At 52.3% G+C, this 15,522-nt stretch carries 16 protein-coding genes and 1 pseudogene; 11 read left to right on the plus strand and 6 right to left on the minus strand.

Going from position 1 to position 15,522, the window contains the following annotated elements; genetic code table 11:
• Positions 1 to 65: 65 nt before the first annotated feature.
• A complete protein-coding gene (gene rpoH / locus PO605_RS06430) occupies positions 66 to 1,010 on the minus strand; it encodes an RNA polymerase sigma factor RpoH (protein ID WP_016450157.1) in 945 nt (314 codons plus the stop codon).
• 1,081 nt (positions 1,011 to 2,091) lie between these two features.
• The gene (locus tag PO605_RS06435; RefSeq protein WP_012203623.1) at positions 2,092 to 2,568 is read right to left on the minus strand and encodes an HAD domain-containing protein; all 477 of its coding nucleotides are present in this window, start codon (positions 2,566 to 2,568) and stop codon (positions 2,092 to 2,094) included.
• A 66-nt stretch (positions 2,569 to 2,634) separates the two neighbouring features.
• Here PO605_RS06435 and PO605_RS06440 point away from each other — a divergent pair, with 66 nt between their 5' ends.
• A complete protein-coding gene (locus PO605_RS06440) occupies positions 2,635 to 2,970 on the plus strand; it encodes a helix-turn-helix domain-containing protein (RefSeq protein WP_080649860.1) in 336 nt (111 codons plus the stop codon).
• On the opposite strand, the gene PO605_RS06445 is transcribed toward PO605_RS06440, so the two are convergent.
• Positions 2,934 to 3,365, minus strand: coding sequence for a hypothetical protein (locus PO605_RS06445; RefSeq protein WP_012203624.1), 432 nt, complete (start codon positions 3,363 to 3,365; stop codon positions 2,934 to 2,936). The two genes, PO605_RS06440 and PO605_RS06445, sit on opposite strands and share 37 nt — an antisense overlap.
• Before the next feature lie 177 nt (positions 3,366 to 3,542).
• Here PO605_RS06445 and PO605_RS06450 point away from each other — a divergent pair, with 177 nt between their 5' ends.
• The gene (locus tag PO605_RS06450) at positions 3,543 to 3,989 is read left to right on the plus strand and encodes a DNA-binding protein (RefSeq protein ID WP_225971060.1); all 447 of its coding nucleotides are present in this window, start codon (positions 3,543 to 3,545) and stop codon (positions 3,987 to 3,989) included.
• Positions 3,990 to 4,409: 420 nt separating this feature from the next.
• Here the strand turns inward: PO605_RS06450 and PO605_RS06455 are convergent, their stop codons facing one another.
• The 3 genes from PO605_RS06455 to PO605_RS06465 form a co-directional block, all read right to left on the minus strand.
• Positions 4,410 to 5,366: a helix-turn-helix domain-containing protein gene (locus PO605_RS06455; protein ID WP_012203626.1), complete on the minus strand. Its 957-nt coding sequence runs from the start codon at positions 5,364 to 5,366 to the stop codon at positions 4,410 to 4,412.
• Positions 5,367 to 5,682: 316 nt separating this feature from the next.
• Entirely contained in the window at positions 5,683 to 6,348 is a 666-nt protein-coding gene (locus tag PO605_RS06460) for a hypothetical protein (RefSeq protein ID WP_225971061.1), read from the minus strand.
• Position 6,349: 1 nt separating this feature from the next.
• A complete protein-coding gene (locus PO605_RS06465) occupies positions 6,350 to 6,820 on the minus strand; it encodes a helix-turn-helix domain-containing protein (protein ID WP_012203628.1) in 471 nt (156 codons plus the stop codon).
• Between the two features lie 55 nt (positions 6,821 to 6,875).
• On the opposite strand from PO605_RS06465, the gene PO605_RS06470 reads away from it, so the two are divergent.
• The 9 genes and pseudogenes from PO605_RS06470 (at position 6,876) to PO605_RS06500 (ending at position 15,329) form a co-directional block, all read left to right on the plus strand.
• Positions 6,876 to 7,145 carry a DNA-binding protein gene (locus PO605_RS06470; RefSeq protein WP_126313170.1) on the plus strand — a complete coding sequence of 90 codons (270 nt, stop codon included), beginning with the start codon at positions 6,876 to 6,878 and terminating at the stop codon, positions 7,143 to 7,145.
• Between the two features lie 151 nt (positions 7,146 to 7,296).
• Complete coding sequence (locus PO605_RS06475) at positions 7,297 to 7,956, plus strand: TnsA endonuclease N-terminal domain-containing protein (protein ID WP_016453756.1); 660 nt, start codon at positions 7,297 to 7,299, stop codon at positions 7,954 to 7,956.
• A complete protein-coding gene (locus tag PO605_RS06480; RefSeq protein WP_012203630.1) occupies positions 7,922 to 9,874 on the plus strand; it encodes an integrase catalytic domain-containing protein in 1,953 nt (650 codons plus the stop codon). Before PO605_RS06475 ends, PO605_RS06480 begins: the two co-directional genes overlap by 35 nt.
• A 2-nt stretch (positions 9,875 to 9,876) precedes the next feature.
• Positions 9,877 to 10,845, plus strand: a complete 969-nt coding sequence (locus tag PO605_RS06485) for a TniB family NTP-binding protein (RefSeq protein ID WP_012203631.1) — start codon at positions 9,877 to 9,879, stop codon at positions 10,843 to 10,845.
• Positions 10,757 to 11,218: pseudogene (locus tag PO605_RS30965) on the plus strand (TniQ family protein); the annotation flags it as partial. The gene PO605_RS06485 and the pseudogene PO605_RS30965, both read left to right, overlap by 89 nt.
• A gap of 234 nt (positions 11,219 to 11,452) precedes the next feature.
• Positions 11,453 to 11,809: a hypothetical protein gene (locus PO605_RS06490; protein ID WP_012203632.1), complete on the plus strand. Its 357-nt coding sequence runs from the start codon at positions 11,453 to 11,455 to the stop codon at positions 11,807 to 11,809.
• Complete coding sequence (locus PO605_RS30970; protein ID WP_016453758.1) at positions 11,806 to 12,573, plus strand: TniQ family protein; 768 nt, start codon at positions 11,806 to 11,808, stop codon at positions 12,571 to 12,573. Before PO605_RS06490 ends, PO605_RS30970 begins: the two co-directional genes overlap by 4 nt.
• 451 nt (positions 12,574 to 13,024) lie before the next feature.
• Positions 13,025 to 13,609 (plus strand): HAD domain-containing protein, encoded by a 585-nt coding sequence (locus tag PO605_RS06495; protein ID WP_012203634.1) that lies wholly within the window; start codon positions 13,025 to 13,027, stop codon positions 13,607 to 13,609.
• A 1,234-nt stretch (positions 13,610 to 14,843) separates the two neighbouring features.
• Entirely contained in the window at positions 14,844 to 15,329 is a 486-nt protein-coding gene (locus PO605_RS06500) for a DUF6328 family protein (protein WP_012203635.1), read from the plus strand.
• Positions 15,330 to 15,522 lie beyond the last annotated feature (193 nt).

A 15,522-nucleotide genomic window follows, 5' to 3' on the forward strand; every position in this document is an offset into this window, starting at 1 on the left:
ATAAAAAACCCGGAGATTATCCGGGTTTGTCTTGAAGCGGCCTGTCAGCCCAGGCCGTCAGGCCATCAGGCGAACTCTGCCAGGGCCTTCTTCATCTTCTTCATGGCAGCCACCTCGATCTGGCGAATGCGCTCGGCGCTCACGCCATACACGGCGGCCAGCTCATGCAGCGTCATGCCGCCCGAGCCGTCATCGTTGACCTTGAGCCAGCGCTCCTCGACGATGCGGCGGCTGCGGTCGTCCAGCGAATCCAGCGCCATGGCAATGCCGTCGGTGGCCAGGTGGTCACGCTGGCGCGACTCGATCATGGCCGTGGGCTCATGTGCGCCGTCGGCCAGATAGGCGATGGGACCGAAGGCCTGCTCGCCATCATCGCTGGGCGAGGGGTCCAGCAGCACGTCGCCACCGGCCAGGCGCGTTTCCATCTCCATGACTTCTTCGCGCTTGACGTTGAGCTTCTCGGCCATGGCGTCGATCTCGCCGGAGGTCAGCGTGTCGCGCAGCATGGCGCCGTCCTCGGCCATGGCGGCGTCGGACTTCAGGCCCTGCTTCATGGAGCGCAGGTTGAAGAACAGCTTGCGCTGGGCCTTGGTCGTGGCGACCTTGACCATGCGCCAGTTCTTGAGGATGTACTCGTGGATCTCGGCCTTGATCCAGTGCATGGCGTAGCTCACCAGGCGCACGTTCTGATCGGGATCGAAGCGCTTGACGGCCTTCATCAGGCCGACATTGCCTTCCTGGATCAGGTCGCCATGGGGCAGGCCGTAACCCAGGTACTGGCGCGAGATGGACACCACCAGGCGCAGGTGGGACATCACCAGACGCCCTGCGGCGTCCAGGTCACTGTGTTCCTTGAGCTTGCGGGCGTAGTCCTGCTCTTCCTCGAGGGTGAGCATGGGCAGGCGGTTGACCGCGGAAATGTAGGCATCCAGATTGCCCAGAGGCGGCACCAGGGCCCAGGGGTTAGCGGGCGCCAAGGTGGTCGCAATGGAGCCGGAGGCGTTTGTCATTGCAGAGTTCCTTTCTTCCATTCCTTCATATTAGCACTCGTTAGGATTGAGTGCTAAAGCCGAAGTTCCGCGGGTTTTTCAGTCGGTTGCAGAAATCTTCGGCACTGCAAAAGTCGCTTCTGGCTAGTCTGAGCGATTTTTGGAAACCCTGCTGTCGATTCCCACCGAGTTTTGAACTTTTCTCACTCAGTTTTGAACTAATTTCTTGTCGATTCGCTTCGTAAGTCATTGATTTAAATGAATATTTTTGCACTCTGAACTTGCCTGGCGAGTGATCAGGGCCGAGAAATGCCAAGTTTTGAGGTGCCTATCCCATGGCTTACATTCGCGAGCCCTGCGCCCTGCGCCCTGCGCCCTGCGCCCTTCGCCCTTCGCCCTTCGCCCTTCGCCCTTCGCCCTTCGCCCTTCGCCCTTCGCCCTTCGCCCTTCGCCCTTCGCCCTTCGCCCTTCGCCCTTCGCCCTTCGCCCTTCGCCCTTCGCCCTTCGCCCTTCGCCCTTCGCCCTTCGCCCTTCGCCCTTCGCCCTTCGCCCTGCGCCCTGCGCCCTGCGCCCTGCGCCCTGCGCCCTGCGCCCTGCGCCCTGCGCCCTGCGCCCTGCGCCCTGCGCCCTGCGCAGCAGCGGATCTCTGTGGGAGCATCGAATCAGTCGGTAAGACGCCCTCCCAGGCTCCGACAGGTCAGGAGTTGCGAAAAGTTCAACTCGCTATGAGAGTCACAGCGGGTCCAGACTGGGCGGTCCAGGTACATGTAAGTCCCTGATCTGCCTCATGTGCAGAGACAACCCTCGGTGAACATCGACACTGGATCACCTCGGTGCGGCTGCATTTTTTGCACCTTCTATGGCAGATCCCTGAGGGATATCGAAAGGTTCACACGCTCAGCGGGGCGAACGCAGGTCCTTATCTCGACAACGCTTTTTGCCTCTCAGTTTTGAACTCCTCGGCTGGAAACCCTCTGAATTTTGAACTCTTCCCGCCGCTTCTCACTGAGTGTTGAACTATCCGCAGGTTGTGATTAAATTTTCAGCAGATCACGGTGTCTGAGTGCAGGCGCTATGCGGCCACATTTCAGTGTGGATGTCATCAGCTGGTGAGCCGATGAAGGCGAGCAGCAAGCTGTGGTGCGACGCCTTCAGTAACGCCTTCGAGGCCGTTGGTCACGAACAGGGAGCCGCAAAATGGCATGAACAGCCAAGGACGGTCGTCCACTGCCAGCCAAGGCAGGTGGGCTGAATTGTTAGCCCACAGCCAAGCCCGGCATTCAGCTTGACGGTGGTAGCCCAGCAAAGTGTTTGGAACATCACGCAGCTCGGGATAGTGGGGGGTGACGCCCAAAATTCTGTCCGCGATGTCTGGTGAGAAGTGCTTTCGAAGCTTCTCAACTGGCGCTTGCAAGCGCCAGGTACTTGAAATCACCACCAAACATGTCGACGCTTGACGCAGGAGATCTTCCATCAACGGCAGGCAGCAGAAGTGCTTTGACTCGTGACAGAACTCAGGGTGCAGCACCCCATCGAAGTCAAGGAAAACTATGGGGGCTGCGATTGATGGCAGGGACATAGCAAAACCTTAGATGAGACTAGTTGGTCGTGGTCTTTTTGGTCTCACTGGGCGGAAATCGAGGCGATGCAGCCTCGCAAACATGTTCCCACTCGAGCCGACTTTGGCCACGCGCTTCGACAGCTGCGTGCCCTGCGCGGTTTGACGCAAGAGGACATGCTGATGGCAACCAGCAGGCGTCACATGAGCAGAGTTGAGCAAGGCCATCAGATACCGAGCGTTCGCGTTATTGAGGCATTGGCCGAAAGCTTGCAAATTCATCCATTGACGCTCATCGCAGCTGCATACTGCGTTAACTTGGACGAGGCGTCGATCAAGCTGATCACAGATACAGTACAGCTTGATCTTCAACGCATGGTGCAGGATCACATGGAGAATGGCTCTGTGAGTGAGTTCAGCTGAACAAGCTCGCGCAGGCTTTGCATGAATCCTGCCCCCGATGTCCCATCTTCTCGACGAAGTAGTCTGCTGACTATTTCATGGTCTACGGAGATGCTCAGCAGCGTCAAGACCTCGTGCAAACTGGCCATATCCGCTTCTCTGGAAAGATCCTCCGGCAGGGAAGCACCTGCCTTGGACAAGAGCAGAAGGCCCAAAGACAGGGCGGCACTACCATCGCCATGCTTTGAGTTCCATCCCTTGCCCGCCAGCAGGTCTCGGAGCTGGTCTGAAAGCAGGAGCAACTGGTGGTCCTTCAAGGCATCAGGCAGGGCTGCTTGCCAGCCATGGGCGCTGATGCACTTGGCAAGCTCGTGTTCATCAAATTTCCCAAGAAGACTTTTCTCAACTGTAAGCATGATCGTTCATCCGTTCGTATGAGACTATTTGGTCTCGTGCACAAGTGATGCATGCGAAGATAGCGCAGTACGGCGAGCGGTTGCGTCTTGCGCGCTCGCGCATCAAGTAACAGGAAGCCGTGAGTTGCCTGACCGAATGATGCAGGCAACCAATCTGTTGCCCAATGCAGAGGGGTTTTGAATTTGTTGAAAAATAGAATAGATCTTATTCGCCTTGCTGAACTAGATCGCCAGTTTGGCGAGTTTGCAAAAATGCAGCGAAGTGCGACGCCAAGATGTGGATGGGCAAAGACCATAAGGCTTGCCTTGGGTATGAGCTCGGGTGCTTTGGGGCGCCGCCTTGCTATATCCGCTCAAGGTGTGCGTAAGTTAGAGCAAGCTGAAGCCAACGGAACAATTACACTCAATACCTTGGCGCGACTTGCTGAAGGAATGGATTGTGAGGTGCATTACGTGCTTGTGCCACGTACCAGGCTGGTCGAGCAGGTTCTGCGACGTGCAAATGGGTTCTCTGGCAGGCGCGAAAAAACTCCAGTTGAGGTTCAGCAGCTTTTAACTGAATCAGATTCTTTCAACGTTTTATCAGATCTGTTCGAAAATTTGGAGAAGCGTGGATTTTGGTAAGGTGCCAGATTAAGCGAAAATTCATGAGACATGCTGCGGGATTATTCAGAGTCGCGTATGGCTGCGTGCAACTTCAAGAATTCATCAAGACCTTCCAGACGCATGAGAATTATTATGGTTTTGCCATTGATAGTGATCCCTAGTGCTCTTTGGTGAATCCTTGTTTATGAAAAATTACATCAATTAAATCAACAAGTTGTAAGTGATTGGTGGGTAAAGAAAGGGATTCTGTAGACCCATTCTAGAGAGTTATTCGCTCTTCAACGAGTCAGCTTTGATTGCTCGTAGTCACAAGACTCGGATTCCCGAAATGGCCGGAGTTTGGCGAGCGCTGCAATCCCACGATCACCTGTGTAAAAAATCAGCCAAAAAATTCCGAGAGAATCCATAGTATGCTTTGGCTGATATGTTGTGCATTACTTATCGCTCTGCACTCAACTCTGATGTGTCTATTTTAAAGTCTTCATAGATGTCGAGTTTTTTCATTATTACTGGTAGGACTTGGTGTATTACACGCATGCCCGTCAGTAGCTCATTTAGGTAAATATCTGGATGAATCTTATTTCTTGTGAAGCCTAGACTATGAGCATCTGCCTCTCGACCAAGCTCATCGTGTGAAGCATATGCTAGATCAAGTAACTCTGCTTTCAGTGGAATACATGATTTAAACGCATACTCCTTAAGAAGACTTAGTTTTTTTGCAACTTCCGTCTCGATAGTCCATTTGAATCTGATGAATTCTGGAGTCAGGTCTTTGTCTATTTCTATTTTTGAGGCTGCTAGCCTTAGCATGTCGTTTTCCAGTTCCCATACTGGGGTATCTATCAGATCTAGATCTTCGTCGTAGATGATTCCTGAAACGAATGCGGAATAGAATCCATAGACATTGTTAAGTGAGTTGAATATCTCGTTAATTATAAATACAATATTGTTCTTGTAAATTAATTCTTCTTGCTCATCATTCTGGAAATTAATGTCCAGTTCTTCAGGGTACTGGCTAGGAATCTCTATGCCCATATCCTGTAGAGCCTTAAGAGTGTCAAAAAAAATAGGGCACGAGTCTTCTTGAATATCCTCTGTGAGGGGGACCGTTTCGTAGCCAGTTTCGGCTGAATGGACAGCGGTGTCAGCCAAGTGGCGAATCAGTAGTTGCCATTTTTTTGCGTCTTCCATCGTGCCAGCGAGCAAGATGAAGTCAGGATCGATATCGCCGATCCCTGTTAGAGCACGCAAACGTTGGCTCATCTCGATTGACATGTACTCACCCTTCTTCCATTTGCTAACCTGTGCTGGTGAAACGCCCAGCTTGGCTGCCAGGTCTCGTTGGGTGCAACGCAAGGTGTCAAGAGTGAGCTGGATCAATGAAGGTGTGGTCATAAAAATGTTAAGTAAATTGTTTGTAGAATTTACTTAACAATCTACACGCAAGCCACCGAAAAGGCAAGCATGGCCCTTCCCCAGCAGGTGCCGCACAGTGATCTGAGATGTTCTCTATCGCTGGAGCTTGGCGGCTTGGCAGGCAGTGTCGGTGGAGATGTATGCAGGCCAGTTGATGGGGGACCCGTGTCTGATGCTTAGCAGCCCTCGGGCTGCTTTCTTCATACGATGAGGTTGGTTGGGATCAGCCCAATTTATGCGAGCAAAGTGGCTTTCATGGATGATCTATGTCCTCGCACGCCGTACGCAGCATCTCTCAGGTGTTGCAGATCTGCTGCAGGCCCAGTTGCATACGGATGTTCTGGGCGTGTTGCCATTGAGGGCCGATCACGTTCAGCGCCCATGTCATCCAACCTGTGTAGATGGTCAAAAATCCCAGGACAAAAGTCTCTCGTACGAGCTGTCCGTTGGCAACGATGGACCACGCTGTCCCCAGTAGCAGTATCGGTATCAGAGCACCTACGACATTGCGAAGCGCGCCTGCGCAGACATGCAGCCAATTTGGGAGGCTGTACATGTGAACTTTGTTTGCTGTCTGGAAAATTCCTGCTGCAGTGAACGCAAGGTGCATGGTGCGCGGCGCCATGGATTTGCGAACGCAGGCCTGCCGAATCCGGTGCCGTTGCGACGGGACTAGGCGTCGCGAATTAAATTCGATGCTGCTCAGCAGGTCATCGGCCTTGGCAAGTAGCAGTGGTGTTGGAGCGACCTTCAGGTCATGTTGCAGCTTTTTAAGTCGCCAGCATGCAAGAGGACGACGGATCCACTGCTTGGAAGAGAGCTTGGCGCTAGGCACATAGAACGCCACGGAGGCCGCGTGAAAGCTCATCACGTCCTGCATGGACTTGCGCGGATCACGCATCTGTTTCAAAGACTTCAGGGTCGCGTTCCACAACTTCTGCGCCTCTACGCTCAGGTGCACATCACTTTCCATAGTCGGCCCACAGCTTGCTAAGTACCTCTAAAGACGGTGGTTGTGGTGCTTCTGGCTCCTGCAAGAGTGCAGCAGAAAGCGCCTCATACAGCTGCCTGATCAGCTTCCAGCGATAGCTGGCCGGACAGGTCGGCGCAAAGCGTAGACAGAAGAAGTCCACTGTGTCGCAGCACTCTTGGATGAGTACCCAGTCAGGTTGTCCGCGCGCTGGGGGAGGAGCCGCATGATCAATCTCTTCCCTCGGTCCAAACAGAACTGCGTCGATGTCGAGTCCAGCCCGCTGCGCTGCTTGTAAGTATCCAGTTGTGGGCTCTGTAGTGCCTTTTTCGTAGGCAATCTGCGTTGAGCGGCTGATGGCCGTCAGGGTTGCGAGCTCCGCTTGTTTGAGGCCTAAAAGTTCTCGTGCTTCACGCAGTCTTGTAGCTACCCCATCTCTTATGTTTGATATCTTCGACTTCATGATCTTCTATAAGTTTTGAAAAATTTGCATAGAATTGAAGGAAGTTGGAGAAAAAGTGAAACAAGCATCGTCAGTGATCAGAGAACAGTTCCTTTTGCACGGTGTCTCCGTCAGAGAGTGGGCGCTCGCACGCGGATTCTCTGTGGCACTGGTGTACGCCGTTCTGGCAGGCAAAAGTAAGGCGTCGCGCGGGAAAAGTTACGAAATCGCCATCGCCTTGGGCATGCTTGAGCATCCCAAGGTCGAGGTCATCCCTGCCTTTGTGAACGATGTTCACCTTCATCGGCGCCAACAAAAACTGCTACAGGAGCGTCCCATGACATAAAAAAAACCGATCAATCCCCGAAGAAATTGACCGGCCAGAGTGCTGATAAAAATATCAGCCGCAAACTTAAGTCTACCCAGCACTCTCCGGTTGTCAAGAAAATCCGACCTCAAGCATGAGGTTGGAGGATATTCTGTTGTCTGGAGAAAACATGCAACCTGCTACCCGCAAGGTGGTGCATCGCTCGCCCGCGCACACCGTGCGCTTGCTAAACCTTCCTCACCTGCAAGACGAAGCCATCGAGGCGGATTCGTCTGTCGAGCGCGACTTTGTGCATTGTGCGGCTTTGTTCACCTTGACCAGGGCTATCAAAGCGCAGCCTTTCAAGCTCAGCCTGAAAGCATCAAGCTACACCCCAGACTTTGCGGTGAAGTTTGCAGATGGGTCCTGTGCTGTCGTCGAGGTCAAGCCCGAAAAATTCGTGGACTCCTACCAGGAGTTGTTCGCTCACGCACGACGCCAGCTCGCGGAGCGTGGAATGCTGTTCTTCGTTGTTCGAGACACGAGGCTTCGGCATGGCGGCTTGATGGAGAGAGCATTGATCATCAGGCGCTACGCGAAAGGTGTCTGCCGACTTGCTGACCAGCAGTTGGCTAAAACCATGGTTGCAGAGGCTGGCGGTACCGTGAGCATCATGTCGCTCCGAGAGGCTGGCGTGCCCCTTGAAGTGATTTTGTATCTGGTAGCCCATAGGCAACTGATGCTTGGCGCTGATCTGCGCTATGAATCTAAGGACTTGGTGTACTTGCCGAATGTTGGTGAGGAAGGAGCGTGCCATGCACTTCAGTTTGGTCGCTGGCTTGACATTTAGGCAGGGTCAACGAACGCTTGAGCTGGTCCGTGAACTCGACAAAAGCGAGTACCTGATTGAGGATGTCATCACTCGTAGATCCTTTACGGCCACAGCGGCTCAACTGGTGAGCGGGTTTCACGATGGCAAATATCAGCTCATTAAACATAGCTCAGAACCGGTACCCCGCGGGCCCGATCTGTGGCCAGCGCTCGTTGACTTGGCTTCACTGACAGAGCACGAACGCAAAGGGTTAGAGCAGCGTCTTGCGTACATCAAGCAATTGAGGCGTTTACGCATTTCGAAGGGACAACGTGCAAAGGTGGCGCTGGCCATAAAAAAATTTGCCGAATTTAGAGGGGAGAAAGCACCCTCTGCATCTGCAGTAATGATGTGGGTGCGAAACTATGAAAGGAGCGGCAACAACCCGCTGGCTATTGTTGATAAGCACAGGGTGGGAAAGAGGGTCAAGCGACTGAGGAACGAGGCTGAAAAGATCGTTTGGCAAGTGCTCAAGCGCGAGTACTTCACGACGAAACAGCAATCAATCAAGCATGCTCACAGGCAGCTGGAAATCGCACTCAAGCGTGCTTATCAGCAGGGAATTCTGCAGTCAGACGAAGCGGCGGTGAGTTACCAAACAGTGGCACGCCGTATCAAAGACGTAGATTTTTATCACAGGATCGCCTCGCGACAGGGCCCCACGCAAGCGCGAATGCAGTGTCGCAGCGCGTTCCCTGAGGGAGTGGCTACCTATCCCTATCAGAAAGTGGAAATCGACCATACGCCACTCAATTGGGTTGTGATCTGTGACAGAACAGGCCTCCCCCTAGGGAGGCCCACGCTAACAGTGATGATTGATGCTTTCTCTGGCTATATTCTTGGATTTTACATCTCCTTTTATGGGCCGGGGCTAACATCAGTTTGCGGAGTGGTTCGCAATGCATTGCAACCTAAAGCAGACATGATTAAATCGTTGAAGTTGGAGAATGAATGGCTATCTTGCGGGTTGGGTGACGAATGGGTAATAGATAACGGTCTTGAATTTCATTCATTTGGCTTCAAAACGATGGCAATGAGTCTCGGCGTAGACTTGATGTTTTGCCGTGTTCGTACGCCTTGGCTGAAACCTCACGTAGAGCGGTTTTTTAGCACGCTAAATACATTGACTTTGACCAAGGGTCGCGTGACAAAGTCTGTAGGCAGCATACTAAGGATAGACCCCTACAAAGATGCTGCGATCACCTTCACAGATTTGATTAACGGTCTGCTGATGTTTGTTGTCGATGTATATCCGCATCAGCCAAATTGGCGAAAGATGGCGACTCCTTTTACTTTGTTTCAAGAAGGAATTGAACGTGTGCCACCAGCACGCTATCCTGGGACGTTAGATCAGCTACGGCTAGCAGCAGGTATGTCCAGGATGCTGACTGTGAATCAGGGCGGAATTGAATTCACTGGATTGCCCTACGGTAGCTATGCGTTTAAAGACGTTTTCAAGAGGCATGGAAGTAAATTGAAGCTCTTGTGCAAATGGGATCCTGATGATATTTCCACATTGCATTTTTTAGATCCAGATGGTGTGACATGGCATGAAGCGCAGTGTCGTTGGCCGCAATATGCTAGTGGCCTTAGTTTCAATCAACATCGCTTGATTAGAAAGTTCGCTAAAGAAGACCTTCAGTCCGTCGATCGTATGGACTCACTTGCACGCGCCCGGCAGCGTTTGCACGACCACTGGCTCGATGCAACGAGTCGGCGAGGCCGAGTTGACGCGTTGACGGCGGGACGGTATGCCGACCTGACTTCACACAAAGTGATGTCTCCAAGCTCCGCACAATCCGTCTCGAAGGAGACGAGCGCAACTCAGTTGCTGTCAGAGTCGGAATACAAGTTGTCTGAGAAAGACATTCCGCAATTTGAAACATTTTCATTTTGACTATGGAAAATAGCGGTAAAAATAAATACTTTGATCAGTCGATGCAATTCGATGCGATTGCTTCTGATGATGAACTTCTTGAGGCACGCAGGTTGGCTACATATTCGGTTAATGCATTGCGTGTGGCAAAATCTGTTGATCGGACATTTGTGCTATTTCCTGCTGCAGTTCAAGCACTCACGTCGCTCGACAGGCTATTTCAGCTAGGCACTGAGTTTAATATGCCACAGGGAATGCGACTGGTCGGTCCTTCGGGTGTCGGAAAAACGGCATCTTTTGAGTATTTTCGTGCATCATTGCCGAATTCAGCTCTTTTTGCGCAAGGTATGGCTGCTATTAGTGTTCGGGTGCAGAATAAGCCAAGGACATCTCACCTTGTCCAAGCCATCCTCAACGCGATCCGCTACCCATTTAATTCGGGCTCAGCACGGCAGCTGTACATGCGTAGATCTCTCCTGTTCGACGCTCTCAAGAACTACAAAACGAGGCTGATCTGGCTCGATGAGGCTCAGCACCTGCTGTATCAGCGGCGCTCCGAGATGAGCAACGAATGGGAGAACGATGCTACCGAGTTTCTTAGAGAGCTGGTGGACGAATGTAAATTGAGTCTGGTTCTAGCTGGCACTTCTGAACTCGACAACTTGCCTGAGGTGGCGCCCCACCTTTCATCACGCGTTAGTGGCCGTGAGAGTATGGATAACTTCATCGCTGATGCGAATTGGGTGGGATTTGTTCGGGGATTCGTTAAACAATGTCAATCTTTCGATCTGACCTGTATGAATGATGTGCAGATGGCTATGCGTTTGCACATGGCCAGCGAGGGAAATCTACGCGCTTTCAAGCGCTTAGTTACCGAGGCAGTCCTCATTGCTTACGACTCCAATGATCGGCAAGTGGATAGAAAAGCGCTCCAGCGTGGTTTTCAAGGTGTTTTTGGTGCGGGGGCAGTGCGAGGTAATCCGTTTGTTTGATCTTCCCTTTCCATTTTGCCAAGAGTTATTCGATGATGAATCTGGTCTTGGTTTCTGCCTGCGTGTCGTGACTACCAATGGAGGCAAGTTGCACTTGCTACGAAAGATGTTGGGTATAGGGCGCTCTGTAAGGTTCAATGCGGTCCATGCACAAAAACTGGCCCCATTGCTTGGTGTGGATGCTTCAAGGCTTGCTTACAGGCTTCCCATTGCTGCTACCGTTGCACCTGGAGTGCCTAGACGATGCTACGGGCATGTTTTCAGAGTTGCTGGGCTGCTGAGGATGAGCCGTCCTCAGCTATGCGCTCTATGCATACAGGAAAGTGGCTATCTCAAAGCGCATTGGGACATTGGCCTGTCGAGTTGCTGTGTTAAGCATGGGCTTGGTTTCACTGACAAGTGCCTTCGCTGCGGATCTGCAGTTCGATGGGACCGCAGATCAGTGGAATGGGGTCACTGTGGACATCATCTTGGCCGAACCGGTACCTCTGTCGCAGATGGAAAACAGCTGCAGGTGCAGCGGTTGCTTGATGGGGTTTTCTACAGGCAACAACTGTCGCAAGTACTCGCGGAATTTAGCTTGCATCCTTGCATAGGTTTGTTATCCATGGATGGTCTGATACACACACTGTATGCTTTTGGCTTGCTCCATGGTCCATGGGCTGCCACAAGCGCAGGAGCGCTCGCCAAGTGCCTATCACCTGGCTATGCAAAAGCCATCGCTGCACGAGGCTTGGTGCGCCTTCAAGCTTGGTCCAACGAGTATCCATACGCCGGTGAAAAACTTGCTCCGGTAGTCGCGGCTGCCGCATTCATCAAAGTCATTGTCCATCCTGTCACACCGCAGGACAGAAGCATAGCACTGGGTATGTACGGCTCCATCTTCGGCCGACGTGAGCTTGAACAGCTGAAATCCCGGCACGCGGCACTCGGGCAGAAGAGCCTGTTCGAGGAAACTCTATGAAATTGGTTGGTGTGCCCGATACTTGCTGTGGCGAAAGCCCGGCATCCTGGCTTACACGCGCCGCGCTAAGTCAGGCTGTAAATTTACCGAGCTTGAAGTCACATCTTGGAGTTCCAACTAGATGCGACCCAGACATAACAGTTTTTGGAGGCGCGATTTGTAAGATTTCTAGAGTCTCTGGGTTGCCCGCGTCATCCTTTGCGCTCGCGGAGCACATCTTTGCTGGGCTGCGAAGTCTTGATCCATTAGGGCATAATTTTCTACTGTGGACTGAATGCCGTAAAGCCCGCTACAGATACTGTCCACTTTGTCTGGAAGAGCCTGGTTGTAAATTTTTCCCGCTGCATTGGCGTTTTAAAGCGTGGCGATGGTGTCCTGTTCACGACTGCTTGCTAGAGGACGTCTGCGCTCACTGCAGCGCACCTGTCACTCTCCCAGATACAATGATTAACGCGGGGCCGGATAAGCAAGGCGTCGCTACTTTGCAATACTGTTTGCAGTGTGCTAATCCGCTATCTTCAGGGCTAGGAAAAATCTTCCATCCGGTAGCCGACGATCTCCTTACCTCTGCAGAGCGGGTTTTCTTAATGAATGGCCGTGCGGTGTTGGCCGCTCTGCTTCACCGCTCAGTGTACTCGGATCAGTCGGATAAAAGACGACCACTTGCTTACTTGGAGACAATGAGAAAATTTGGAGTTCTTCCTCACGAATATTTTGAAATTCCTAGCTCTTTGTTGGAGAGGAGATTTTCTCAGCGATTTTAGTTGAAGCGACCGGGAGGTCTATGCTGATGCCGACTATCAAAGTGTTGTCAAACGGCCTGAAACTAAGTGAGAGGTGACTTGGCGCATCGCCATGCGATCCAGAAAGCGCCGCTTACTGCGTCCTGGCCAAACTGATCGATGCTCTGAACGCGCTTCTCGAGCACGTCAAGAAAGGCATTCGGGAAGCGAATAGCGATAGTGATTGCTTTCTTTCCATCTGACGTTCAGAGAACGGCATCATGGCCCTCACCGCGATCATCCAGCACACGGCCCAAGAGCCTGGAAATCTGCAGGGCTTTGATAAGAGTGCTTGGCTGAGCGACTGACTCGTGAACGCCGTCCCGGTATTCGGCTGCCGGCTGCCGGCTGCCCCTGGATGTTATGAAGGATCTTGGTAGCATGGGTCTAGCGCGCAACCATCCGCTACAGACTCCGCCTAACAGCTACCCTTATGCGTGACGCACATGCGATGACTTCTGGTCACAACGCGCCCTATGTACCGGCATCCACGCCTCGCAGCGCGGATGTGATCCTGTACTTGGACCTTGATGGCGTAGTCCACCATGAGAAGGTACTCTGGCATCCCCGCAAGGGCATCTACATGAGCCCATACCAAGCTCCTGGCCATGCGCTGTTTGAGTGGCTTCCCATTCTGGAAGAGGAACTGGCGCCATATCCCTCTGTGGCCTTGGTGCTGAGCAGCACCTGGTGCATTCGCCCAGGTTACGCCAAGACGCTTCAGCGGCTGCCTGAGCGACTGCGCGCGCGATTCATCGGCGGCACATACCACAAGCGTGTCCATGGGGCTGATCCTTGGAACCTAGCGTCGTTCCAGAGCACCCCGCGAGGCATGCAGATCTTGGCAGACGTGCAGCGGAGAAAACCGCGCCACTGGATCGCCCTGGACGATGACATTGAGGACTGGCCTCCGCTCGCTATCAGCAACTTGGTAGCTTGTGACGGCACCACCGGGCTTTCCGACCCGGAAGTGCGACATCAACTACGGCAGCAATTAAGGCAAAGTGCGACAGCATGAAAGGCCTCTGAGCGTGAAAGATTGCGCCTAAATTTGCGGATCACTAAAACAGTGTAAGCCCATGATTTTTATGAGATTTTATGCAAAACCAAGGAACTCATTGCGGCTAAGTATTTGGCTATTTCACCCGTTCCCCATGTTCCATGGGCCTGCTGGTAGGCGGGCGCTCAAGCTGAGCAGCCTTGCGGTCTGCAAGCGCTTGAGCAGTGGATCCTGAAATGCGCGGTCGTACTGTCGGCCGTTGAAATTTCAGTGATGAGGACAACTCACCAGCATCGACCAGCCCACGATGCGACGGGAGCCCAGGCCCGGTATCGCGACCACATAAAGCCTACGTTGTGCCGACCAGATGCGGGGAAGTTGGCCTTGTCGGAGCAAGCGGCGGCGAATCGTGTGGAGATGCCCCGTCTCATCCGCGCCTATAACATTTCCGACATTAAGACTGTGCGTCTTCAAAGTCTGCGGGATGGCCGCCCCGCCAGCGCCAAGCCGACGAAAGTCACGCGGGCAGAAAGCGATGATGAATTCTTGATTGGCAGCATCGCGCGCTTGCGTCCGACTTGATCAGACAACCCATCAACGGCCTGGATGATACTGGGCTGCTGCCGGTTTCATGTGCAATAACAAGGTGTCATCGAAACCGGTACCAGCTCAAGCAGCACCGGTTCTGAACAGTACAGCTAGAGCTGTAGGAGGCAGTTGCGAACAGCTTTCATGTGCTGGATTTGCATCCTACTCTGCGCCTGAACACGGAGGACGTGATCAGTCAGCGGAGAAATCCCCTCGCCAAGGGTAAGCGGCTGATGGTCATGGACCAATTCACCCTCCTGCAGATCGGTTTCTCGCGTTGCTTTGCATGCAAGTGGCTCGGTTACCCGGGTATCGGCGACCTTACGAAGAGCGAATTTGTGCAATGACTACAAATATGTAATCATGAAATAAATTGTGAAATTTCACGTTCGCGAGGCGATTCGCGAAATAATAAATTTCAAATCAACAGAACTCAGTACCCTACAGAAATGATGGGGATCTTCGGCCACATTGAAGTGGCACTGAAGGGAGACCCAAGTTGACCACCATTTTCAAAAAATACAACAGAGGCTTTACCCTAAATTACGAGAAAATGACACTGGCGTGACGAAAATGCAAGAAATAGTGGGTTTGATGATCACCTTATAAAACCAAAAAACGTACCCAAGAAAAATTATCAGTTGCAAAATAGGATGTATTTTTAATGAAATCTGAACACAATCAAACACATGCAGACAAAGAAATGTCTGAAATAAACAACGATGGAGATTTGACAGATCTACTTGGAGAACTCCGCATTCTACTTCCTAGCTCACAGCTACTGTCCGCATTTTTGATAACAGTACCTTTCATGCCAAGATTCGATGCAATCGCTTACACGGAAAAATGGGTATTCTTGGCGACATTCCTCTTGGCAGTGATGAGCTTGATACTACTAAGTGCAACCGCCGTCCAGCATCGACTAATTCGACCGCTGATTGACAGACCTCGCTTCAAAACATTTGCATCTCGTCAGATTCTGGCGGGCGCGGTAACGCTTGCTATCGCGCTGATATCAGGCACACAACTTGTTCTTTCAACCATATTTGGTCATTTCGTGGGCAGCATAGCTGCGGCGTTGATCGCTGTTTTGATTCTTACGACATGGTGGTGGTTACCGCGTCACTGGAAAGAGGCTGGAAGATTATGAGAGAATTCCCTTTCGCTTGTCGCTGAGGTATATCTGGCAAAAATCGTGCTCGGGCTCTCATTTATCGGTACTGTGTAAGCTGGTCTGTTGCTGCACGTTGGATCCAGCGTCAACCATGTTACCGTTCTATCCTTCGGTGCCCCGTAGTGGCTGGAAGGGAGTCAGTTGGAATCAGCCAAGAAAGGGGGTTCAC

Source organism: Delftia sp. DT-2 (assembly GCF_028401915.1).
In the GTDB taxonomy this organism is placed as follows: domain Bacteria; phylum Pseudomonadota; class Gammaproteobacteria; order Burkholderiales; family Burkholderiaceae_C; genus Comamonas; species Comamonas tsuruhatensis.